The 17,967-nt window shown below is 39.9% G+C and carries 15 protein-coding genes; 9 read left to right on the top strand and 6 right to left on the bottom strand.

Annotated features, from left to right (window positions below):
• Positions 1–2 precede the first annotated feature (2 nt).
• From MSG66_RS09115 to gshA, 3 genes are all read right to left on the bottom strand, one after another.
• Entirely contained in the window at positions 3–3,386 is a 3,384-nt protein-coding gene (locus MSG66_RS09115; protein WP_324653762.1) for a type VI secretion system Vgr family protein, read from the bottom strand.
• 159 nt (positions 3,387–3,545) lie between these two features.
• On the bottom strand, positions 3,546–4,067 hold the full coding sequence (locus MSG66_RS09110) for a disulfide bond formation protein B (RefSeq protein WP_133971179.1): 522 nt from the start codon (positions 4,065–4,067) through the stop codon (positions 3,546–3,548).
• Positions 4,068–4,083: 16 nt separating this feature from the next.
• On the bottom strand, positions 4,084–5,661 hold the full coding sequence (gene gshA / locus MSG66_RS09105) for a glutamate--cysteine ligase (RefSeq protein WP_324653760.1): 1,578 nt from the start codon (positions 5,659–5,661) through the stop codon (positions 4,084–4,086).
• Between the two features lie 168 nt (positions 5,662–5,829).
• Here gshA and MSG66_RS09100 point away from each other — a divergent pair, with 168 nt between their 5' ends.
• From MSG66_RS09100 to MSG66_RS09080, 5 genes are all read left to right on the top strand, one after another.
• The gene (locus MSG66_RS09100) at positions 5,830–6,369 is read left to right on the top strand and encodes a DUF924 family protein (protein ID WP_262473078.1); all 540 of its coding nucleotides are present in this window, start codon (positions 5,830–5,832) and stop codon (positions 6,367–6,369) included.
• A 59-nt stretch (positions 6,370–6,428) separates the two neighbouring features.
• The gene (locus MSG66_RS09095) at positions 6,429–6,992 is read left to right on the top strand and encodes a CC0125/CC1285 family lipoprotein (protein ID WP_324653757.1); all 564 of its coding nucleotides are present in this window, start codon (positions 6,429–6,431) and stop codon (positions 6,990–6,992) included.
• Positions 6,993–7,005: 13 nt separating this feature from the next.
• On the top strand, positions 7,006–8,316 hold the full coding sequence (locus tag MSG66_RS09090; protein WP_042895839.1) for a DUF445 domain-containing protein: 1,311 nt from the start codon (positions 7,006–7,008) through the stop codon (positions 8,314–8,316).
• 28 nt (positions 8,317–8,344) lie between these two features.
• Entirely contained in the window at positions 8,345–9,499 is a 1,155-nt protein-coding gene (locus MSG66_RS09085; protein WP_324653755.1) for a pyridoxal phosphate-dependent aminotransferase, read from the top strand.
• 106 nt (positions 9,500–9,605) lie between these two features.
• The gene (locus MSG66_RS09080; RefSeq protein WP_324653753.1) at positions 9,606–10,973 is read left to right on the top strand and encodes an MATE family efflux transporter; all 1,368 of its coding nucleotides are present in this window, start codon (positions 9,606–9,608) and stop codon (positions 10,971–10,973) included.
• A gap of 57 nt (positions 10,974–11,030) precedes the next feature.
• Here the strand turns inward: MSG66_RS09080 and MSG66_RS09075 are convergent, their stop codons facing one another.
• Entirely contained in the window at positions 11,031–11,864 is an 834-nt protein-coding gene (locus tag MSG66_RS09075) for an SDR family NAD(P)-dependent oxidoreductase (RefSeq protein WP_324653751.1), read from the bottom strand.
• A 212-nt stretch (positions 11,865–12,076) separates the two neighbouring features.
• Between MSG66_RS09075 and MSG66_RS09070 the strand changes: the two genes are divergently transcribed.
• From MSG66_RS09070 to phoR, 3 genes are all read left to right on the top strand, one after another.
• Positions 12,077–12,748, top strand: a complete 672-nt coding sequence (locus MSG66_RS09070; protein ID WP_042895847.1) for a TetR/AcrR family transcriptional regulator — start codon at positions 12,077–12,079, stop codon at positions 12,746–12,748.
• A 254-nt stretch (positions 12,749–13,002) separates the two neighbouring features.
• Complete coding sequence (phoB, locus tag MSG66_RS09065) at positions 13,003–13,713, top strand: phosphate regulon transcriptional regulator PhoB (RefSeq protein ID WP_042895848.1); 711 nt, start codon at positions 13,003–13,005, stop codon at positions 13,711–13,713.
• Positions 13,714–13,722: 9 nt separating this feature from the next.
• Entirely contained in the window at positions 13,723–15,081 is a 1,359-nt protein-coding gene (gene phoR / locus MSG66_RS09060) for a phosphate regulon sensor histidine kinase PhoR (protein ID WP_042895849.1), read from the top strand.
• A 66-nt stretch (positions 15,082–15,147) separates the two neighbouring features.
• Here phoR and MSG66_RS09055 read toward each other — a convergent pair whose 3' ends face one another.
• Positions 15,148–16,344 (bottom strand): alpha/beta fold hydrolase, encoded by a 1,197-nt coding sequence (locus tag MSG66_RS09055; protein ID WP_324653747.1) that lies wholly within the window; start codon positions 16,342–16,344, stop codon positions 15,148–15,150.
• 241 nt (positions 16,345–16,585) lie between these two features.
• Here MSG66_RS09055 and MSG66_RS09050 point away from each other — a divergent pair, with 241 nt between their 5' ends.
• Complete coding sequence (locus tag MSG66_RS09050) at positions 16,586–17,347, top strand: AcfC family putative adhesin (protein WP_324653745.1); 762 nt, start codon at positions 16,586–16,588, stop codon at positions 17,345–17,347.
• Between the two features lie 73 nt (positions 17,348–17,420).
• Here MSG66_RS09050 and MSG66_RS09045 read toward each other — a convergent pair whose 3' ends face one another.
• The gene (locus tag MSG66_RS09045) at positions 17,421–17,840 is read right to left on the bottom strand and encodes a hypothetical protein (protein WP_324653743.1); all 420 of its coding nucleotides are present in this window, start codon (positions 17,838–17,840) and stop codon (positions 17,421–17,423) included.
• Between the last annotated feature and the right edge of the window lie 127 nt (positions 17,841–17,967).

Raw genomic sequence — 17,967 nt, 5'->3', positions numbered from 1 at the left:
TCTTAAACTCCAAATTTATTAAAATCATCTTCTAGATCATCTTTATATTCATCATCTAGCGCTTCTGCAAGCTGGCTCTGAATTCCATCATCTACAAAATCCCCAGTATCATGATCATAAATATCTTCATTTAATTCCTTCGTAGGTATAATACTTTTATTGTCATTATTACTAATAAATTGAATTTCAATAGTATCTGATGAATCACTAAATATTCTTGGTGTTCGACCCATTTCATCTAACATTCCAACATATTCTGTATTCTTTGTTTTATTGATAACTTTAAATCTAATTTCCTCTTTCAAATTTTCTAAATTGAAAATATCACTAAAATCAAATCTTCGACTAAAAATTCCACTCTCAGGCATTTTCGGCAACTCAGCATTTACTGTTGCCCCACTCGTAAACAAATGCTGTCCAGCTTTACTTTCAAACTTACCGCCTGTTGTTGAAAATACGCCATCCGCATTAATTTTGAGCTGAGATCCACCCGCTGTTAATACAATTTCTTTTGGACTTGTAAGCTCAATTTTTTCTTCAGTAGAAATAAGCTTGATGACCTTCTTGGCAATCGCTTCAATGGCATCGTCTTGCGCTTGTAATTCGAGCTTTCCTTTTGCTGCATAAGCGCGAAAACCCTTTTGTGCAGCAAACAGACTAATTTTGTCTTGTGCATGCCCAATAATATTTTTCTGTGCGCTTAAATTAATTGAACCACTAGCACTTTCGGCAATATCTTGCGAAGCTTGCAGAATAATATTTTCAGGTGTGGTTAGGGCAATGCCATTTGGCGATGCTAATAACATAAGGGCTTGTCTAAAGATTTTGCCTTGTTCTTGCTGTTCCGCATCCGAGCTACTTTCTAAACCTTGGGTATAACCCTCCATAAAGCCTTGTAAAGAACCCAATGCTTTAGAAGGTGTCACTTCCAATTTGCTACCTTTACTAAAAGTTCCGCATACACTCATCAAATCAAAGTCTTTAGTCTCGACATTGGCTAAGACTTTGCTGACCTCTTTAAGACTTTCAAATGGATTTTGATGAATTCGATCTTTAATGCTTGCGAGTTTGCCTTTAACAATGTCCGCACCATGTTCTTCAACATTTTCAATAAAGGCTTTTAAATTCTCTACCGAATCTTTAGCATCGCTAAAGAAAATATTAAATTCATCTACAACTCCTTTTGCATCGCCACCTAGTGCACCAATATCTTCAATAAAGCCACCGCAGTCTTTTAACGCATGAATAGGATCGTTATTAATCCCTTCTTTAAATAGATTTACCGTGCTATTTAATGCCTGCCCTGTGGTTTTTAGCTCAAGTGACTGGATGAATTTAGGCAACCGGTTAATCACGTTCAAGGCATCAGTTTGCTGCTTTGCTGCAACATCACTGAGCATTTTCATGCTTTCATAGCCTTGTGAGAGTAAGGATTGTGCTTGAGCAGCCTCTAAGTGATCTGCAATTGCCTGCTCTTGTGCATAGGTACTAATGAGCATCCCTTTACCTGCACGCACCGCCCCCCATGCATCTGTTCTAAGCTCAAATCCTTCACCACGACCTTGGCTCGTCGCTTGTTCTTTAGGATGGCTTAAATTACCTAAATTCAGCTGTGTTGCGGCATGGCTACTTTGTAGTTGAGTGCTGATTTGCCCTGTCGTATCGTCAAATCGTAATTGGTTAAAACCACTACCACTGATTTCCTGACTGCGAATACCGCTGAGTTTTTTAGTATCTGGAAGCTGTCCTTTTATATCAAACTTGGTCGGTGAACGCTGCGCTTCATGGATTCGTCCCGTCACAAATGGACGATCGATATTGCCATCAAAGAAGTCAATGACCACCACTTCACCAATACGCGGTAAGAAGCGTGCGCCATAACCTTCTCCTGCCCAAGGAGTCAGGACATCAACCCAAGCTGAATCTGTATCATTGTCATTGCTACCTGCTCCACCATCATGCCCATGATCATCACTACGGGTAAATAGAAAACGTACTTTGATACGTCCCCATTCATCGACATAAATAGTCTCTCCCTCTGGCCCCACGACTTTCGCTCTTTGTGGGTAGGCAATCGGACGATGCTGTTCTGGATTATATTCAGGTGCAGTTTTAATTTGACGGCGAATTAAAGTCAGCTCATTACCTTGACGCTCAATATCGTCATAACCATCTTTATCCCAACGACTTTGGGTTAGTAACTGACTAACTTGCTGATGTAGATCTTTTGGTAAATTGTTTTGGTTGAAGAAATTTTTAGCGATAATCAGGAACTCTTGATCAACCCCTTCATGTTGATCAACTTCAGGATGCTCTCGAAGATTAAACCAATAGCCGACTTGGCTATCTCGAACACTGCTATAAGCTTTGAAGTATTTGGCCTGACTGGCATACATGTCATTAAACTGCTGATTCAGTTTCTCTAGCTGATTACTAGTTGAAGCAGTAGCCTGATCCTTACCTTTTAAATCTTGCATCCAAGCAGGACTCATGTGCCATGCTTGCTCAAGGCTTAAACTCGCCGAATCAAAGTTATCTGAATGTGTATGGGTCGTGATGACAGAACCAGCGCCTTCTTCTTGTGATAAGGCATCGGGCTGCCAGCGTTGCACATGTACCGCAGTCGGTTGCAGACTCCGCACCGCAACAAAGCCCGTAATACTATCTTGATATTCTGTCGCGCTACTTCGGTGATAGCGAATGCTACGGCGTGCTAAAGCTTGGTACTGGTTATTATCATCAATTAATCTAAGCTTTTGGGCCTGTACTGGAGCAGTAAAATGAGGAACAAAAAGCTCTGATTCATCAATTAGCCAACTCACGCCTTCACTTCGCCATAAACGCGTAAGAAAGTCATAGTCGGATTCATTATGCTGCATGATAAATGGACGAGTATCATAACCCCGGCTTAACCCACTCAGGTCTAGGCTTAAACTTGTCGCAAAAAGTGGACTTTTTTCTTGCCATTCTTTAAATAGAACTTCGGTAATTTCTACGATACTTTTACTCATAAAAACACGACTGTTACGGCGTTTATGCCATAAATTTGTCGCGTCTTTTAAGGTCAATTTATAAAGCGTTAAAGCACCATCACTTTGGCCATAACTGGCTTCAGTCACAATTCCTGTGGTTCGAAATAATTGGCCAGAATCTGTAACCTGATCAACAGCAACCTGAACGCCTATAAACTGCTTCAATGCAATTTGGGCATTCGTCGAAAGGCAAATTAACTCAGCTTCAATTCCCCCATTTAGCTGATGTTGGCCTTCTATACGTTGTAAAAAAACTTGGTGATTGAGCAATTCATTAGAAAATTGCACGTGGATCGCGCGTTTCTGTGCACTTAATCCTATTTTTTCCAAAACATTAAAGATATTAAAAAACATTTTTTATAATCATAAGGATATAAAACGGCTGCACTTTATAAAAAAACAGACCTATCTGTCTACAACATTATTCTTTTTTTCAATTCGTTTTTTTATATTTTGATTAATTCTAAAACAATAAAAAAAGCCCAACACAATGTTGGGCTTTTTTTATTCTATTTAAACTCTTTTTTTAGCGGTCTTAAACACTGGATAGAAGCGGAACAATTGCCATAAACAGACTAGTAATAGCAAAATAAAATAGACCAATGACCAAACTGGTAAAGATTGGCCTAAGAAGGCCCAGTCAATTGCTGCACACTCACCTGAACCCGACAAGACTTCTTGTAAAACTGTTTTCATTGGTAAGGCATCAACTAAATAGTTTAAGCCTGGACCACAGCTTGGTACTTGATCTGGGGGTAAATGTTGTAGCCAGACATGACGTCCTGCCACACTTACTGACCATAAAATCGCGATGCCAGCCAAAAATGCATAAAAGCGTTTAACCGCATTAGAAACTGGGTTATGCAAAAATGCAATCAGTGCTATAAGGCCCATTGCCATTAAGCCAACACGTTGAAAAATACAGAGCGGACATGGCTCTAAACCTTTTACATGTTCCAGATACAACGCAAAAGACATGCCGACAATACTTGCTAAAACAAGTAGTCCACTCACCAAACGGTAACTTAATCGCATGTAAAACCTCGTTTTATTATCGATATTGTTCAAGATATTGATCAAAACTGATCTGAGTATCGTGCTCAAGTTGTTCTTGCTGCTGTAAAGATTGTGCAGCCAACTGTTCAAAATGTTTCAAAGTGCCCACACTAAGCTCATGCTGTTCATAACTTTCAGCATGTAATTGCGCCATGTGACTACCAAAACTCCAAGTTCCACCATGCTTTAGCGTATCGTCGATGACATGGGCAGATAAAGTTTCATCAACTTCATCAATTCGCGCTTGCATAACTGCCAATGCTGAACTGTATAAGTCTGTTGCATAAGTCTGATCGAGTAATTCTGCACAATCTTGCATTTGAGCAATATGCAAACGTGCCCAATCTTCGATGTGATAAGACCCATTTGAATCTGTAATGGTTGCGTTCGGTGCACGACCTCGGTTTACCACTTCCGTCTGGTTCTTTTCAATCAAGTCTTGCTCAGGGCCTAATAACTCTGGGCTGTCACTTAGCAAACAATAAAGTGCTAACACTTCAAGGAAGCCTGCCGTTGTTTCATCAACACCAATTGCCGAGTATGGGTTTACATCAACAGCACGTAGCTCAACATATCCCACCCCTCGATTTTTTAAGGCTTGAGACGGCGTTTCACCTGCTTGAGGTACCTGTTTTGGACGGACCAGACTGTAATATTCATTCTCAATCTGCAAAACATGGTCATTAATTTGCAACGGCTCACCAGCGGCATCATTTAACCCTAAACGGCTAAATGGTGGGTAAGGAGAATGAACGGCTTTTTGTAAACCATCCAGATAGCCAGCCAAATTGTTGTAATGAATACCCAAGCTTTTTTGAGCAGAGTTTTGATAGCCCAAGCGTCCCATCCGTAAAGCTGTAGCATACGGCAAATAGTATGAACCTTTGATTAAAGGCAACAACTGATGTTTATGTCCGGTTAAAAAACAGCGGCATACTGTTGGGCTCGCTCCCACTAAAAACATAACCAGTGGTGTTAAGCGGATAAAATTACGAATGAGGCCAAAATAACGATGGCTGCGATAATCCTGCAAACTTAATGATTTTAATTGTTCATCTGTTTCTTGTGCCTGCAATTCAGCAAAAAGCGTATCAGGAAAAGATAAGTTGTAATGCACACCTGAAATCGTCTGCATACGACGACCATATCGAATTCCCAAACCACGGCGATATAGTGTTTTAAAGCGACCAATATTAGAAGTGCCGTATTGCGCTAGACGAATCCGTTCTTCATTGTCGTCTAACATACATGGCATAGACAGCGGCCAGAGTTTTTCGCCATTTTCTAAATGACGATGCACAACCGCATGAATATCGGTGAGCTCATTCAAAGCCTCACCAATCGTTGGCTTTGGTGAGGTAATAAACTCCATCAATGCTTCTGAATAATCAGTCGTAATTTGCGGATGTGTTAAAGCCGAACCTAATGCTTTTGGATGTAACTCTTGCGATAAGAACCCATTACTTTGCATACGTAGGCTTTCACGCTCTATTCCACGTAACATGCCTTGTAGTAGCGACGAATCCACCCAAGCAGGAATAACTGATTGAGATGGTGTAGTGGGTTGACTCATGCATTTGCTCGCTTATTAAAGATCACTATATACAAAATCGTGAGATGATACGGCTATTTATATACTCACATCATTCCAGTTTGGCAATTTTTATCACAATCTTGTTATTTAAGACACGAAAGAATTGTGATTTTATTGAAGAATAATTGCTAAAGAGTTGTCAATATCATGAACGATCAAGACATTTTAAACTTCTGGTTTTCACCTGAACACCGTTCACTTTGGTTTGCAAAAAGTGATGATTTTGACAAAAAAATTCGTGAAAATTTTTCTGACGTTCATCGACAGGCAACTCAAGCAGAACTCTGGTCTTGGCGAAAAACGGCTGAAGGCCGTCTGGCAGAGATTATTGTACTAGACCAGTTTTCTCGCAACATTTATCGTGATCAGCCCCAATCTTTTGCCTATGACAGCTTAGCCTTAGCTTTGGCACAAGAAGCTATTAGTTTGCAATTGGACGCACAGCTTAATCCAGAGCAACGCTCTTTTTTATATATGCCGTTTATGCATAGTGAATCAAAATTGATCCATGAGTTTGCCTTCAAACTATTTCAACGCCTCGGCAATGAAATTAACTTAAGCTTTGAGAAAAAGCATAAAGTGATTATAGATCGCTTTGGACGTTATCCTCATCGCAATGCGATTCTTGGACGTGTCTCCACTCCAGAGGAAACCGAATTTTTATTAGAACCCAACAGTAGTTTTTAAAACTTCTTAATTTTTAACGCTGAGTCATCCATTCTTTAATGCTCAGCTGGGAGTTCATCATGAAATATCTCTCTCTTTGTTTAGCTTTAGGCACTGCCTTAACTTTAACTGCCTGTGCGACAATGCCAAGTAAACCAAGAACCTTTGACCAACTCGGACAATTCTCGGCCTATCCTCTCAATGCACAAACTTTTCGGATCAGCTTTCAAGCCGACCCAAACATGAGTTATGGCGCAGCCGAAGAAATTACCTTGGTAAAATCAGCACAAACGACGGTACAAAAAGGTTTCCGCTTTTTTAAAGTGCAAAATGACCCAAGTAATCAAAGTCAGAAACCACCACGTCAGGCTGTGGTTTACCCATCTGCCCCAAGCTTTTACCCATATGGTTACGGTCGCCGCTACCCAGGTTTCTGGCATGATCCGTTCTATGATTACCCACAAGTGGTCAATATCGACCCTGTTCAAGTGTCGTATACTATTGAATGTTATCGGGATCAAAAGCAGGCTCCTCAGGACGCTTTTGATGCGACATTGATCTTGAAATCAATCGGACAAAAATATGGATTGAGTCCGACAGGAGAGCTGTTGCCCCCGCCTGAGCCGCCAGTAAAACAAAAATGAACAGGATAAATTTATGAACATGGCAGAAGAAGTTCACCACGTGCCCAGTCTTAAACGTAGCAAATATTTTGCCACTCTAGCGCTTATCATCGTGATTGTGCTGTGGGTTGCGCTGATGGTGGCCGATCGCTTTCTGCCAGAATACACAGAATTTATTCATATTTTGATGCTAGGAGCAGAAGCTGGTGTAGTTGGTGGATTAGCTGACTGGTATGCCATTACAGTTCTGTTTCGGAACCCCTTTGGTAAATTACCCATTCCTAAATTTCTACGCGATCACACCGAAATTATTCCACGTAATAAAGCGCGTATTGCAGAGTCAATGGGCCGTTTTGTACAGGAAAATTTTCTTTCACCTCAAGTGGTAGAACGAAGCTTAGAAAAAACTGACTTAAGCCTCGCAATTGGTCAATGGCTGGCAAGTCCTCAAAACAATACACAAGTGGTGCAGCTTATTCAGCAAACTGTGCCGAAAATTTTTGAGTTTGTCAGCCAAGAGCAAATTGCAAATTTTGTGCAAAACAATAGTGTGCAGTGGGTACGTAATACACAAGTTAACAAACTTGCGAGTGAAATGTTACGCGCCGTGCTGGAAAATGACTTTCACCAAGACGTTTTACAACGCGGACTCGATATCGCTCATGAGTGGGTGGTACAAAATCCAGATAAGACCCGTGAATTAACCCGAAAAATGTTTAAAGCACTTGGTGTCTGGTCACTTGCAAAAGGTGCAAGCTGGATTGGTATTGATGTTCAACAACGGACGATCGATTCACTGGTTGAAAAAGTAGAATCGATGCTGGCAGACCATGAACACCCATGGCGCCAAGAAATTGAAACGGTAGCGCATGCTCTCATGCTTGAGCTGGCAAAACCGGACAGTGCTGCCAGTCAACGCCTCAACAGCGGGAAAGATGCCCTTTTAGATAGTCCACAAGTCTTGAATTTTATTAGTGGTGCAGTGACCATTTTGTGTGATGCCATTAAAGAAGATTTAATGAAAAAAGACTCTGGTATCGCAATGAACCTTCAGGCCGCTATTCAACAGTTGGGTGAAAATCTCGTTCAGAATGCAAAAGTCCGCGAAGTTTTAAATCATGAAATGACAGGTCTTGCGATGAATTTTACGGACCAATATAGCCATAAAATCATTCGTTATGTCAGTGAACGCATTCATGAATGGGACTCACGTGAAATGATCGGGAAGATTGAAAACGAAGTCGGTGGCGACTTACATATGATCCGTGTGAATGGTGTTGTAGTCGGGGCATTTATCGGCTTAACACTAGGCGTAATACGGGCGGTTATCGAATCAATTTTATAACTTTAAATATTTTTAATAAGAGAACAATATGCTACAGCTTCAGTCAAAATTGGCCACGCAAGGCGTTACTATTTTCAGTACCATGACGGCAATGGCACAGCGACTAGGTGCACTCAACCTGTCGCAGGGCTTTCCAGATTTTCCAGCACCGCCTGCCCTGCTGGAAGCTTTAGCTCAGGCAACTTTGGCTGGACATAACCAATATCCATCTGGTGATGGTATTCTCGCTTTACGTGAACAGCTTGCTTTACAATTTCAGCAACGCGACCAACTTCAACTTGATCCTGTAACGCAAATTACCATTACTCCTGGCGCAACCATTGCAATTTTTTGTGCCATACAGGCCTGCATCAATGCGGGCGATGAAGTCATTATTTTTGACCCAAGTTATGACAGCTATGGCCCTTCTGTTCAGTTAGCAGGTGGTAAAGCGATTCATATTGCGCTTGAAGCTCCAGACTTTAAGGTGAACTGGCAACACGTTAAAGATTTGATTAATGACAAAACTCGTATGATTGTGGTGAATACTCCCCATAATCCGACAGGGACAATCTGGGATAAACAAGACTGGTTAGAACTTATTGAACTGATTCAAGATAAAAACATTGTGATTTTATCCGATGAAGTCTATGAATATTTAGTTTTTGACGGTCAACAACACTTTAGCGCATTGCATTTTCCAGAACTCAGAGAGCGTAGCTTTGTGATTGGTTCTTTTGGAAAAACCTTTCATGTCACAGGCTGGAAAACAGGCTATTGCGTCGCTTCACCTGAGTTAATGCGTTTATTCCGCCAGATTTACCAATATGCGAATTTCTGTGGCACTACACCTTGTCAGATTGCCCTAGCGCAATATATGGAGCAACATCCAGAACATATTCAAGAGCTTTCGCAGTTTTACCAGACTAAACGAGATCGTTTTAATCAGGTGATCCATAATAGTCGTTTCTTGCTTAAGCCTTCTCAAGGCACTTATTTTCAAAATCTCGATTACAGCCAAATTAGACCTGACCTGAACGATGTTGAAATGTGTCAATTCCTTGCCGAACAACACAAAATTGTGGCTATTCCTGTTTCAGTTTTCTATCAGCACGCGCCAGAGTCCTTACGCCTAATTCGTTTCTGCTTTGCTAAAAATGATGAGACTCTGCAAAAAGCTGGAGAAATTTTGAATCAATGTTAATAAATTTAGTCACTTAGCATAGTAAAAACACTACAAGCCATTTGCTCCAACTATGCTAAGTTGGATATCTGCCCCGCTCATCAAAGAGATGGGCGATGGAGAACACATGCCACCAAGACAGTCTTTAATTCATCAGCAAAATCTATGGAAAACATTTTTTGTTTTCTTGTTACCGCTGATCGCAACCAATATTTTGCAGAACTTGTCGGGAACCATTAACACCATCTTCGTTGGTCAAATGATGGGGGTAGATGCGATTGCTGCCGTCTCGGTTTTTTTCCCTATTTTATTTTTGCTCCTCGCTTTTATTATTGGTATTTCAACTGGTACGACAGTTTTAGTAGGGCAAGCATGGGGCGCGCAAAATATAGAGAAAGTCCAAAGTGTGGTCGGCTCCACCCTATTTATGACACTGATTGGTGGAGTAATTACCGCGATTATTGGGGTGTTTTTTGCACATGATATTTTAGAGCTATTAGGCACAGATCCAAAGGTCATGCACCTCTCTTTGCCTTATGTGCAATGGATGCTGGCTGGTAGTCCGCTTCTGTTTGTTTATATTATTTACACATCAATTTTACGTGGTGTGGGTGACAGCACGACTCCCTTACTTGCCCTTGCCTTAACCAGTGTAATTGGTTTGGTGATTACCCCAATTCTACTTAAAGGTTATTTCGGCTTTCCTGCTTTGGGTATTATTGCACCAGCTATTGCAACCATAACAGGGTATGTGGCTATTTTAATTTTTCTTGCAATTTACCTAAACAAGAAAAAGCATCCGCTTAGACCGAATCGTCAGCTTCTGCAACATATCCGTCATAATTCAGAACTGAGTAAAATCATTTTACGCTTAGGTGTTCCAACCGGCATTCAAATGATTACCACCTCAATGGCAGGCTTAGTTATTGTCGGATTGGTCAACCATTATGGATCGCATGCTACAGCAGCCTATGGCGCAGTAAATCAGGTACTCAATTACATTCAGTTCCCTGCTATCTCTATTTCAATTGCAGCTTCAATTTTTGCAGCACAGGCAATTGGCGCGGGTAAACCTGATTTGTTATCTCGTGTGACTCGTACTGCCTTAGGCATGAACTTTTTATTTACGGGTGCTTTAATTGTACTGGGCTATCTATTTTCAAAATACCTCATGGCTCTGTTCATTACCGACCCAACTGTTGTGGTATTAGGCCAACAACTTTTATTTATTGTGCTTTGGGCAATTTTATTTTTTGGTGCAGGTGCCATTTTTGCATCAATCATGCGTGCAAGTGGCACTGTGACTGTCCCTATGCTCATTAATATTTCTGCTATTTTGTTTATTGAAATTCCATGTGCTTATTGGTTTAGCTCAATGTGGGGACTTAAAGGTATCTGGTTTGCCTACGCTTTGGCATTTGTCAGTTTGTGTATTATTCAAGGACTGTACTACCAATTTATCTGGAAGAAAAAGAAGATCAAAGTTCTTATTTAGAACCAATCAATTCTTATAAAAAAAGCCATCAATTGATGGCTTTTTTTGAATTTAAAATTACTTCATCCATTTGGTCACAATGGTAGAAGCACGTTGATATCCAGTTGGGAATAAGCGCTGGAATACATCAAGAAGTTTTGCATCACTACCGATGAGTAAGCGGCGTTTATTTTTCAATACCGCTTCTAAAATCTGACGTGCTGCCTCTTCGGGTGGAGTACGCAGTAACTTGTCAAAATTTTGAATCGATTTAGCAGGGTCCATACCTAAAGTACTCAGGCTATCACTCATTTTTGCAGCCTTAGCAATGTTGGTCCGAATTCCCCCTGGGTGCACACACAAAGAACTTACACCACTTTTTTCAATATCTAACTCTTGGCGGAGTGATTCGGTAAAACCACGCACCGCAAATTTAGTTGCGTTATAGCCAGATTGTGTCGGTTGAGCAGTTAAACCAAACAAGCTTGAGATATTAATAATATGGCCATCTTGAGTTTGCTTAATAAACGGCAAGAATTCTTTAGTTCCGTAAACCACGCCCCAGAAGTTAATTCCAACGATCCACTCTAAATCTTCGTAAGTTGCACCTTCAACAGTTGAGCCTAAAGCCACCCCAGCATTGTTAAAAATCAGGTTAACACAACCATGATCTTGCACAGTTTCTTGAGCCCACTGCTTTACTGATTCACGATCAGAAACATCAAGCTTTTTTGTGCTAACGGTAATATCGTTGTACGGCTTTAAAAGCTCGACAGTTTTTTGTAGCCCTTGTTCATTAATATCACTCAACGAAAGATGGCAGCCCTGTTGTGCCAAAAGAATTGCGAGTTGTTGCCCAATGCCAGAACCTGCGCCCGTAATTGCAGCGACTTTGTTTTTAAAATTTTTCATTGTCCATCCTTTGTTTTTCGATATTTGCACAACCGGTTCATTGCATGTGCAATTCAGACATCTTCAATATAATTTTGACAATATCCATTGTCAATATAGTACACTGTAATTTCAGATAGAATGGCACAATTCTGCTGAGAGCTTTATCATAGTGAGCATATTTGGTAAAAACTGATAAATTAGGAAACCCTTCTTTAGGATACGTTTTATTTATGGCGACAAACGACTCAACCAGTAAAAAGAAAACCAAAAGTGTGAGTAAAGAACGTCAGTTCAAAGGGTTATCTCTTTCAGAACGTAAAGAGGCACGCCGAGAAAAATTGATTGAAGCCGGTATTGCCACCTATGGAACACTTGGTTTTTTTTCAGTTACTGTCAAAGATGTCTGCCAAGAGGCAAAACTGACTGAACGTTATTTTTATGAATCATTTAAAAAAAGTGAGGATTTATTCCAAACGATTTTTTTAAAAATGATTGAAGAATTGCAGCAAAACTTAATGCAAGCCGTAATTAAAGCGACACCAGATCCAGAAAAAATGGTAGATGCTGGTTTACGAGCACTGCTGACTACATTAAAAAATGACCCACGGTTAGCCCGCATTGTCTATGTTGACGCAGTTTTGGTACAAGAATTACATAATCAGGCAACCATTCAAGAAACACTTGCACAGTTTGATCGCATGATTCAGGCTTTTGTTATGCTCACCATGCCACAAATCCAACACAACGAAAATGAGCTCTCTTTAATCGCCACTGGCTTAAATGGATATGTCACTCAAATTGCAATTCGATGGGTCATGGGAGGGTTTGAGCAGTCTCTTGAACAGGTTTTAACCGCATGCCGCATTGTATTCTTATCTTTATTGGCCAAGGTTTCAAAATAATATGAAAGTTTTTTGACACTCTAAAATGTGCAAAACTATTTAAGCTTTTAAGGCATTAACTTATTGAATGTTTTTAATAATATTTAATCTTTCATGTCATCATATGGTCACATCTTTGCCTTACTTTTGTCACAAATTATTGCTAATTTTAATTTTATAGACTTTTCTGCAATGAAATTGTCATAATTAATCTTTGTAATAAGCCTGTCATAACTACAAAACGGTTCACCGTTAAATCTATAGGATATTGCGCTGTGAAAGATGACTATATTTTAATTGTCGATGATGAGCTTCCTATTCGCGAAATGATCCATACATCTTTGGACATGGCAGGCTTTCAGTGTTTACAGGCGGAAGATGCCAAACAAGCTCATCAAATTATCGTCGACCAACGTCCGGCGCTTATCTTGCTCGATTGGATGTTACCTGGAGGCGTAAGTGGTGTCGATTTATGTCGCCGCTTAAAACGAGATGAGAACTTAGCAGAAATTCCAGTAATTATGCTCACCGCTCGCGGAGAAGAAGACCATAAAGTACAAGGTCTTGACGCTGGCGCAGATGATTACATGACGAAGCCTTTCTCAACACGTGAACTGGTTTCACGTATTAAAGCAGTCTTACGTCGTGCAAATGCATTAAGTGGCGAAAAAATGATTGACGCCAATGGTTTAATTCTTGATCCTGTAAGCCAACGCGTAAGCTTCGGCAACAGTATTTTAGAAATGGGTCCAACTGAATATCGCTTACTTGCGTTTTTTATGACCCATCCAGAGCGAGCATATACACGTGCCCAGTTGCTCGATCAGGTATGGGGCGGTAATGTATATATCGAAGATCGAACTATCGATGTGCACATCCGTCGTTTGCGTAAAGTTTTAGAACCTTTTGGTGTTGACCGATTTGTTCAGACAGTGCGCGGAACTGGCTACCGCTTCTCAACACGTGCAGATTTAGCCGCAGGTTAACCAAGATTTATGTATGAACCCTACCCCGTCCCTGAACAGGTACGTGAACAAAAGCTTTCCCGTTACAGTAGTTTATGGACGTTTGCCAAACAAGATTTACGGCTTTTATTATTTTTTCTAATTATTGCCGGTTTAGTCGGTTTAGGCCTTGGGTATTTCTGGAGCTGTATTTTTATCGCTTTTGTGGGTTTTTTTACACTCCAGTTGCGTTCTTTATATCTGGTCAATGACTGGATTGCAAATAAGCCTTATGACGTACCTCCAAATCTTAATGGGATTTGGGGGGCATTATTGTTTAATGTTTACCGTGCTCAGCGTCAGGAACGAATTGTTCAGGCCGAAATGGTCGGTTTAATTGACCGAGCTCAATCCTCGTTAGTTGCACTTGCTGAAGCGGTTGTTCTGATTGATGACCAACATCAAATTGAATGGTGGAACCCTGCTGCTGAACGCTTATTAGGCATTAGTCCTCTTGATCGTGGCCGAAATTTATTAACGATTTTACGCCAGCCTAGTTTTATTGAATATTTTAACAATATTGACCAGGCCCCCGACGGTATCAAACTCCATTCCAACTTTGATGATGACCGATATGTACAGGTTAAGCTCACACGATTTGGTGGAGAAAGTCGTTTACTGGTGGCTTATGACGTTACGCGTATGCACAACCTTGAACAGATGCGTAAAGACTTTGTAGATAATATTTCGCATGAACTTCGTACGCCATTAACCGTACTCAGCGGTTATATCGAGACTTTTACCGATCAGGAAGATATTAGTCCACGCTGGAAACGTGCATTTGACCAGATGCAGTCACAAACCAAGCGCATGAATGCTTTAGTGAATGATTTACTACTGTTATCAAATTTAGAAAATAATAAGAAAATTGCAAAAAATCAGATTATTGAAATGCCGAGTTTAATGAATCAACTCTTTGATGATGCTCAGGCCTACAATGCCGATTATGGCCATACGCTGAATTTACATATTGATAGCCATTGTGACCTGATTGGTTCTGACATGGAAATCGCCAGTGCGTTTAGTAACTTAATTACTAACGCCATCAAATACACCCCAAAAGGCGGAACCATTACCATTGGCTGGCATGACGACGGTGAACATGCTTACTTTAGTGTACAAGACACAGGCATTGGAATTAATCCAAAACATTTACCACGCCTGACTGAACGCTTCTATCGCGTAGACAGTGACCGTAGTCGCCAAACAGGTGGTACAGGTTTAGGTTTAGCGATTGTAAAACACGTATTGATGCAGCATGGCGCTTATTTAGATGTGCAATCTAAAGAAAATGAAGGTTCCACTTTTACAGCAGTTTTCCCTAAAGAAAGACTCTATAACATGACCTAAAATCCCCCCTTCAAATATAAAAGCCGACTCATGAAAAGTCGGCTTTTTTGTAGCATTTAAAACCATTTACCTAGAAGTCGAGCAATACGAATTACTTTGATTTTTCTCTATTACATTTAAAAAGTTAGTGGCAAAAGTATTACTCTGACGCAATGCATCACGATGATCTCCGCCATCAATCGTTTGATAGATGGCTGGTTTTTTTAATTTACATAACTGCTGGTAATAGGCAGATGTCCCTCTAGGGTCGACTAAATGATCTTTAGAACCCTGAACAATCATTAACGGTACGGTAGGTACCATATTTTCAATCGACTGTTGTTTTAGATAAACCAAGAGAGGTTTTAAATCAGCGTTAGGTCGAAATATGCTCGAAGGAGATTTCTTTAAATCAGTTTGAAGTTCAGATAAACAACGGCTGCGCGCTTGAGTCAGTACCGTGTTCATTTCGGGACTTACTAAATTTTCAGGAACAATACTTGGCTCAGCTGCTTGCGCACCCAATAACACAATGGGAAAAAATGCAGCTACACTAGGTTCTGGGTTTGGATGACTCTGTACATATTCTGCAATACCTTCATATTGATAGCCACCTGGTGCAAGGGCTATCGCGCCTTTCAAATCGAGTTCGGGCGCATCTTTTTGACCATAGGCAGATACTGCAATTGCCGCAGCCCCGCCTTGACTGTGTCCCATCACTAACCACTGTTTATTAAAACTTTTGGGCTTAAGCAAATGTAATGCACGCACTGCATCAACCACTGTATGCAGTTGGCTCTTTGCATTCATATAGGGATGCGCGCCTAATGTGCCTAAACCTTGATAATCAGGTGCAACAACTGCGTAGCCACGTGCAAGCCAACCATCTAAAGCTTTGGAAGCAACTTCTTGATATGAATGAACTGGCCCACCAACATAATCACCAGAAGGCGCGCAGGTATCAGCAACTCCAGTCGTGCCATGTGCCCAAGCAAGTATCGGCCAGCCTTTTTTTGGTGGTGTTCCTTTCGGCAATAAAATAAAAGCCGATGCAACAATAGGTTCGCCCTGAATACCTCGACTACGATAATTTACCAACAAGCGCTGATCTGCATGAGGAAATAAATTCGTCACATCTTGCTGTTCTAGAGACAATATTGAGCCTGGTTTTTCGCTCACAATTTGCTTATTCAAATCTGTAATTGGAGCGGCCATAGCAGAGTCAGACACCAAACAAGCACTGCTAAATAAAATTTTAAAAAGAAAATTACTTTTTCTAATCAAGGGATTAATCCTCTATTATTTACACTATATATTTTTAAATAATCAATTTATAAAATATAAACTACCATAAAAGCAACCACATTCATATTCAACTCAAAATAAATTACATTTAGATATAGCTAGTTAAAATTTAATTAAAATATATTTAAAAAAAACATTATAAATATCGTTGCAAAAATTAATCCCATTTAAATAATAAAAAATATATGCTGATATTTTCTTAATTACTATAGCGATTAAAATGTCAAAACAATATAAATTTATACAGTACCTGATTTACCTTACTCTCAGTTCTCTACCGATCTATAGTTTTGCAGACATTCAGGTATATGGTCCTGGTGGGCCAGCACCTGCAATGAAAGAAGCAGCTAAGCAATTCACCAGTAAAACTGGAATAGCAGTCAACGTAACATCTGGTCCTACTTCTCAATGGTCTGACCAAGCGAAACTAGATGCCGATGTTATATATAGTGGTTCCGAGGCCATGATGTCTGATTTCGAAAATGCTTTTTCTGAACAAATTATAAAAGACTCGGTCGAACCTTTATATTTACGCCCCGCAGCCATTTTAGTGCGTAACGGAAACCCTAAAAATATTAAAGGATTTAAAGACCTAGCCAAACCCAACATTAAAGTTTTAGTTACGCATGGTGCAGGTCAAGTCGGTATGTGGGAGGATATTGCTGGTAGAACGGGAAATATTCAATTAACCAAATCCTTTCGAAAAAATATTGCAATGTATGCAGCAAACACAGGTATTGCTAAGAAAAACTGGGAAGAAAATAGTAGCTACGATGCTTGGGTAGTCTTTAATATTTGGGGAGTGAGTAACCCTAACATTGGGCAAATTATACCTATCGAACCAGAGCTGGTTGTCTATCGCGATACAGGTGTAGCATTAACAAAACATAGTCTAAAAGATGCTGAAGCTAAACATTTTGTAGATTTTTTATCATCTCGGCAAGGCAATACTATTTTCAAAAAATATGGTTGGACTAAATAGTTAAAAAAGGGAGCCTAGCTCCCTTTTTATTTTTTAAAATGATTAATTCTACTTAACCTAAAATATATTCATTTCAAATTAAATATACGCCTGCGGCATATAAAGTGCCCAGTATTAAACAAAAGGCTGAGCTGACATACCAAAATAAATCACTATTTCCGACAAATTTTGACTTTAACCATGGAAAAGCAAAACCACGGATCAGAAATATAACTGCGACAAGCGACAAAATAAGTTTGGTAAAAGGTAATATCTGTATTCCCTTTGCTGCAAGGAAGGCATAAATAGAACATACAGTCAGGATTAAACCGACAGCTATAGCTGTAAAATTAGGATACCAATGCCCTCTTTCTACCATCTGGACAATACTTTTACCTGCCCCTAAGAACCGGAAACCATTTGCTCCCCAAAATATACAAATAAAATGAAGTAGTGCAGCACAAAATGTTAATAATGCAGCAAGACATAGTAGAATATTCGGAAGTGATTGCATTAGATTTTATACTGATAAATATTTGATAAAATTATTATACTCAATTATAAAATATTTAAAAATTATTAATAGTTGAAATGAATTTAACTTGGTATTTAATATTTTAAATACCAAGCTTAGTTCACTT

It is taken from the genome of Acinetobacter sp. IK31 (genome assembly GCF_035615195.1).
In the GTDB taxonomy this organism is placed as follows: domain Bacteria; phylum Pseudomonadota; class Gammaproteobacteria; order Pseudomonadales; family Moraxellaceae; genus Acinetobacter; species Acinetobacter calcoaceticus_C.
This window is presented reverse-complemented; position numbering and strand designations above follow the sequence as displayed.

Excerpts from the sequence above, each read along its gene's own strand:
- MSG66_RS09115 (WP_324653762.1), bottom strand. The coding sequence starts at position 3,386 with ATGTTTTTTAATATCTTTAATGTTTTGGAAAAAATAGGATTAAGTGCA.
- MSG66_RS09110 (WP_133971179.1), bottom strand. The coding sequence starts at position 4,067 with ATGCGATTAAGTTACCGTTTGGTGAGTGGACTACTTGTTTTAGCAAGT.
- gshA (WP_324653760.1), bottom strand. The coding sequence starts at position 5,661 with ATGAGTCAACCCACTACACCATCTCAATCAGTTATTCCTGCTTGGGTG.
- MSG66_RS09100 (WP_262473078.1), top strand. The coding sequence starts at position 5,830 with ATGAACGATCAAGACATTTTAAACTTCTGGTTTTCACCTGAACACCGT.
- MSG66_RS09095 (WP_324653757.1), top strand. The coding sequence starts at position 6,429 with ATGAAATATCTCTCTCTTTGTTTAGCTTTAGGCACTGCCTTAACTTTA.
- MSG66_RS09090 (WP_042895839.1), top strand. The coding sequence starts at position 7,006 with ATGAACATGGCAGAAGAAGTTCACCACGTGCCCAGTCTTAAACGTAGC.
- MSG66_RS09085 (WP_324653755.1), top strand. The coding sequence starts at position 8,345 with ATGCTACAGCTTCAGTCAAAATTGGCCACGCAAGGCGTTACTATTTTC.
- MSG66_RS09080 (WP_324653753.1), top strand. The coding sequence starts at position 9,606 with ATGCCACCAAGACAGTCTTTAATTCATCAGCAAAATCTATGGAAAACA.
- MSG66_RS09075 (WP_324653751.1), bottom strand. The coding sequence starts at position 11,864 with ATGAAAAATTTTAAAAACAAAGTCGCTGCAATTACGGGCGCAGGTTCT.
- MSG66_RS09070 (WP_042895847.1), top strand. The coding sequence starts at position 12,077 with ATGGCGACAAACGACTCAACCAGTAAAAAGAAAACCAAAAGTGTGAGT.
- phoR (WP_042895849.1), top strand. The coding sequence starts at position 13,723 with ATGTATGAACCCTACCCCGTCCCTGAACAGGTACGTGAACAAAAGCTT.
- MSG66_RS09050 (WP_324653745.1), top strand. The coding sequence starts at position 16,586 with ATGTCAAAACAATATAAATTTATACAGTACCTGATTTACCTTACTCTC.
- MSG66_RS09045 (WP_324653743.1), bottom strand. The coding sequence starts at position 17,840 with ATGCAATCACTTCCGAATATTCTACTATGTCTTGCTGCATTATTAACA.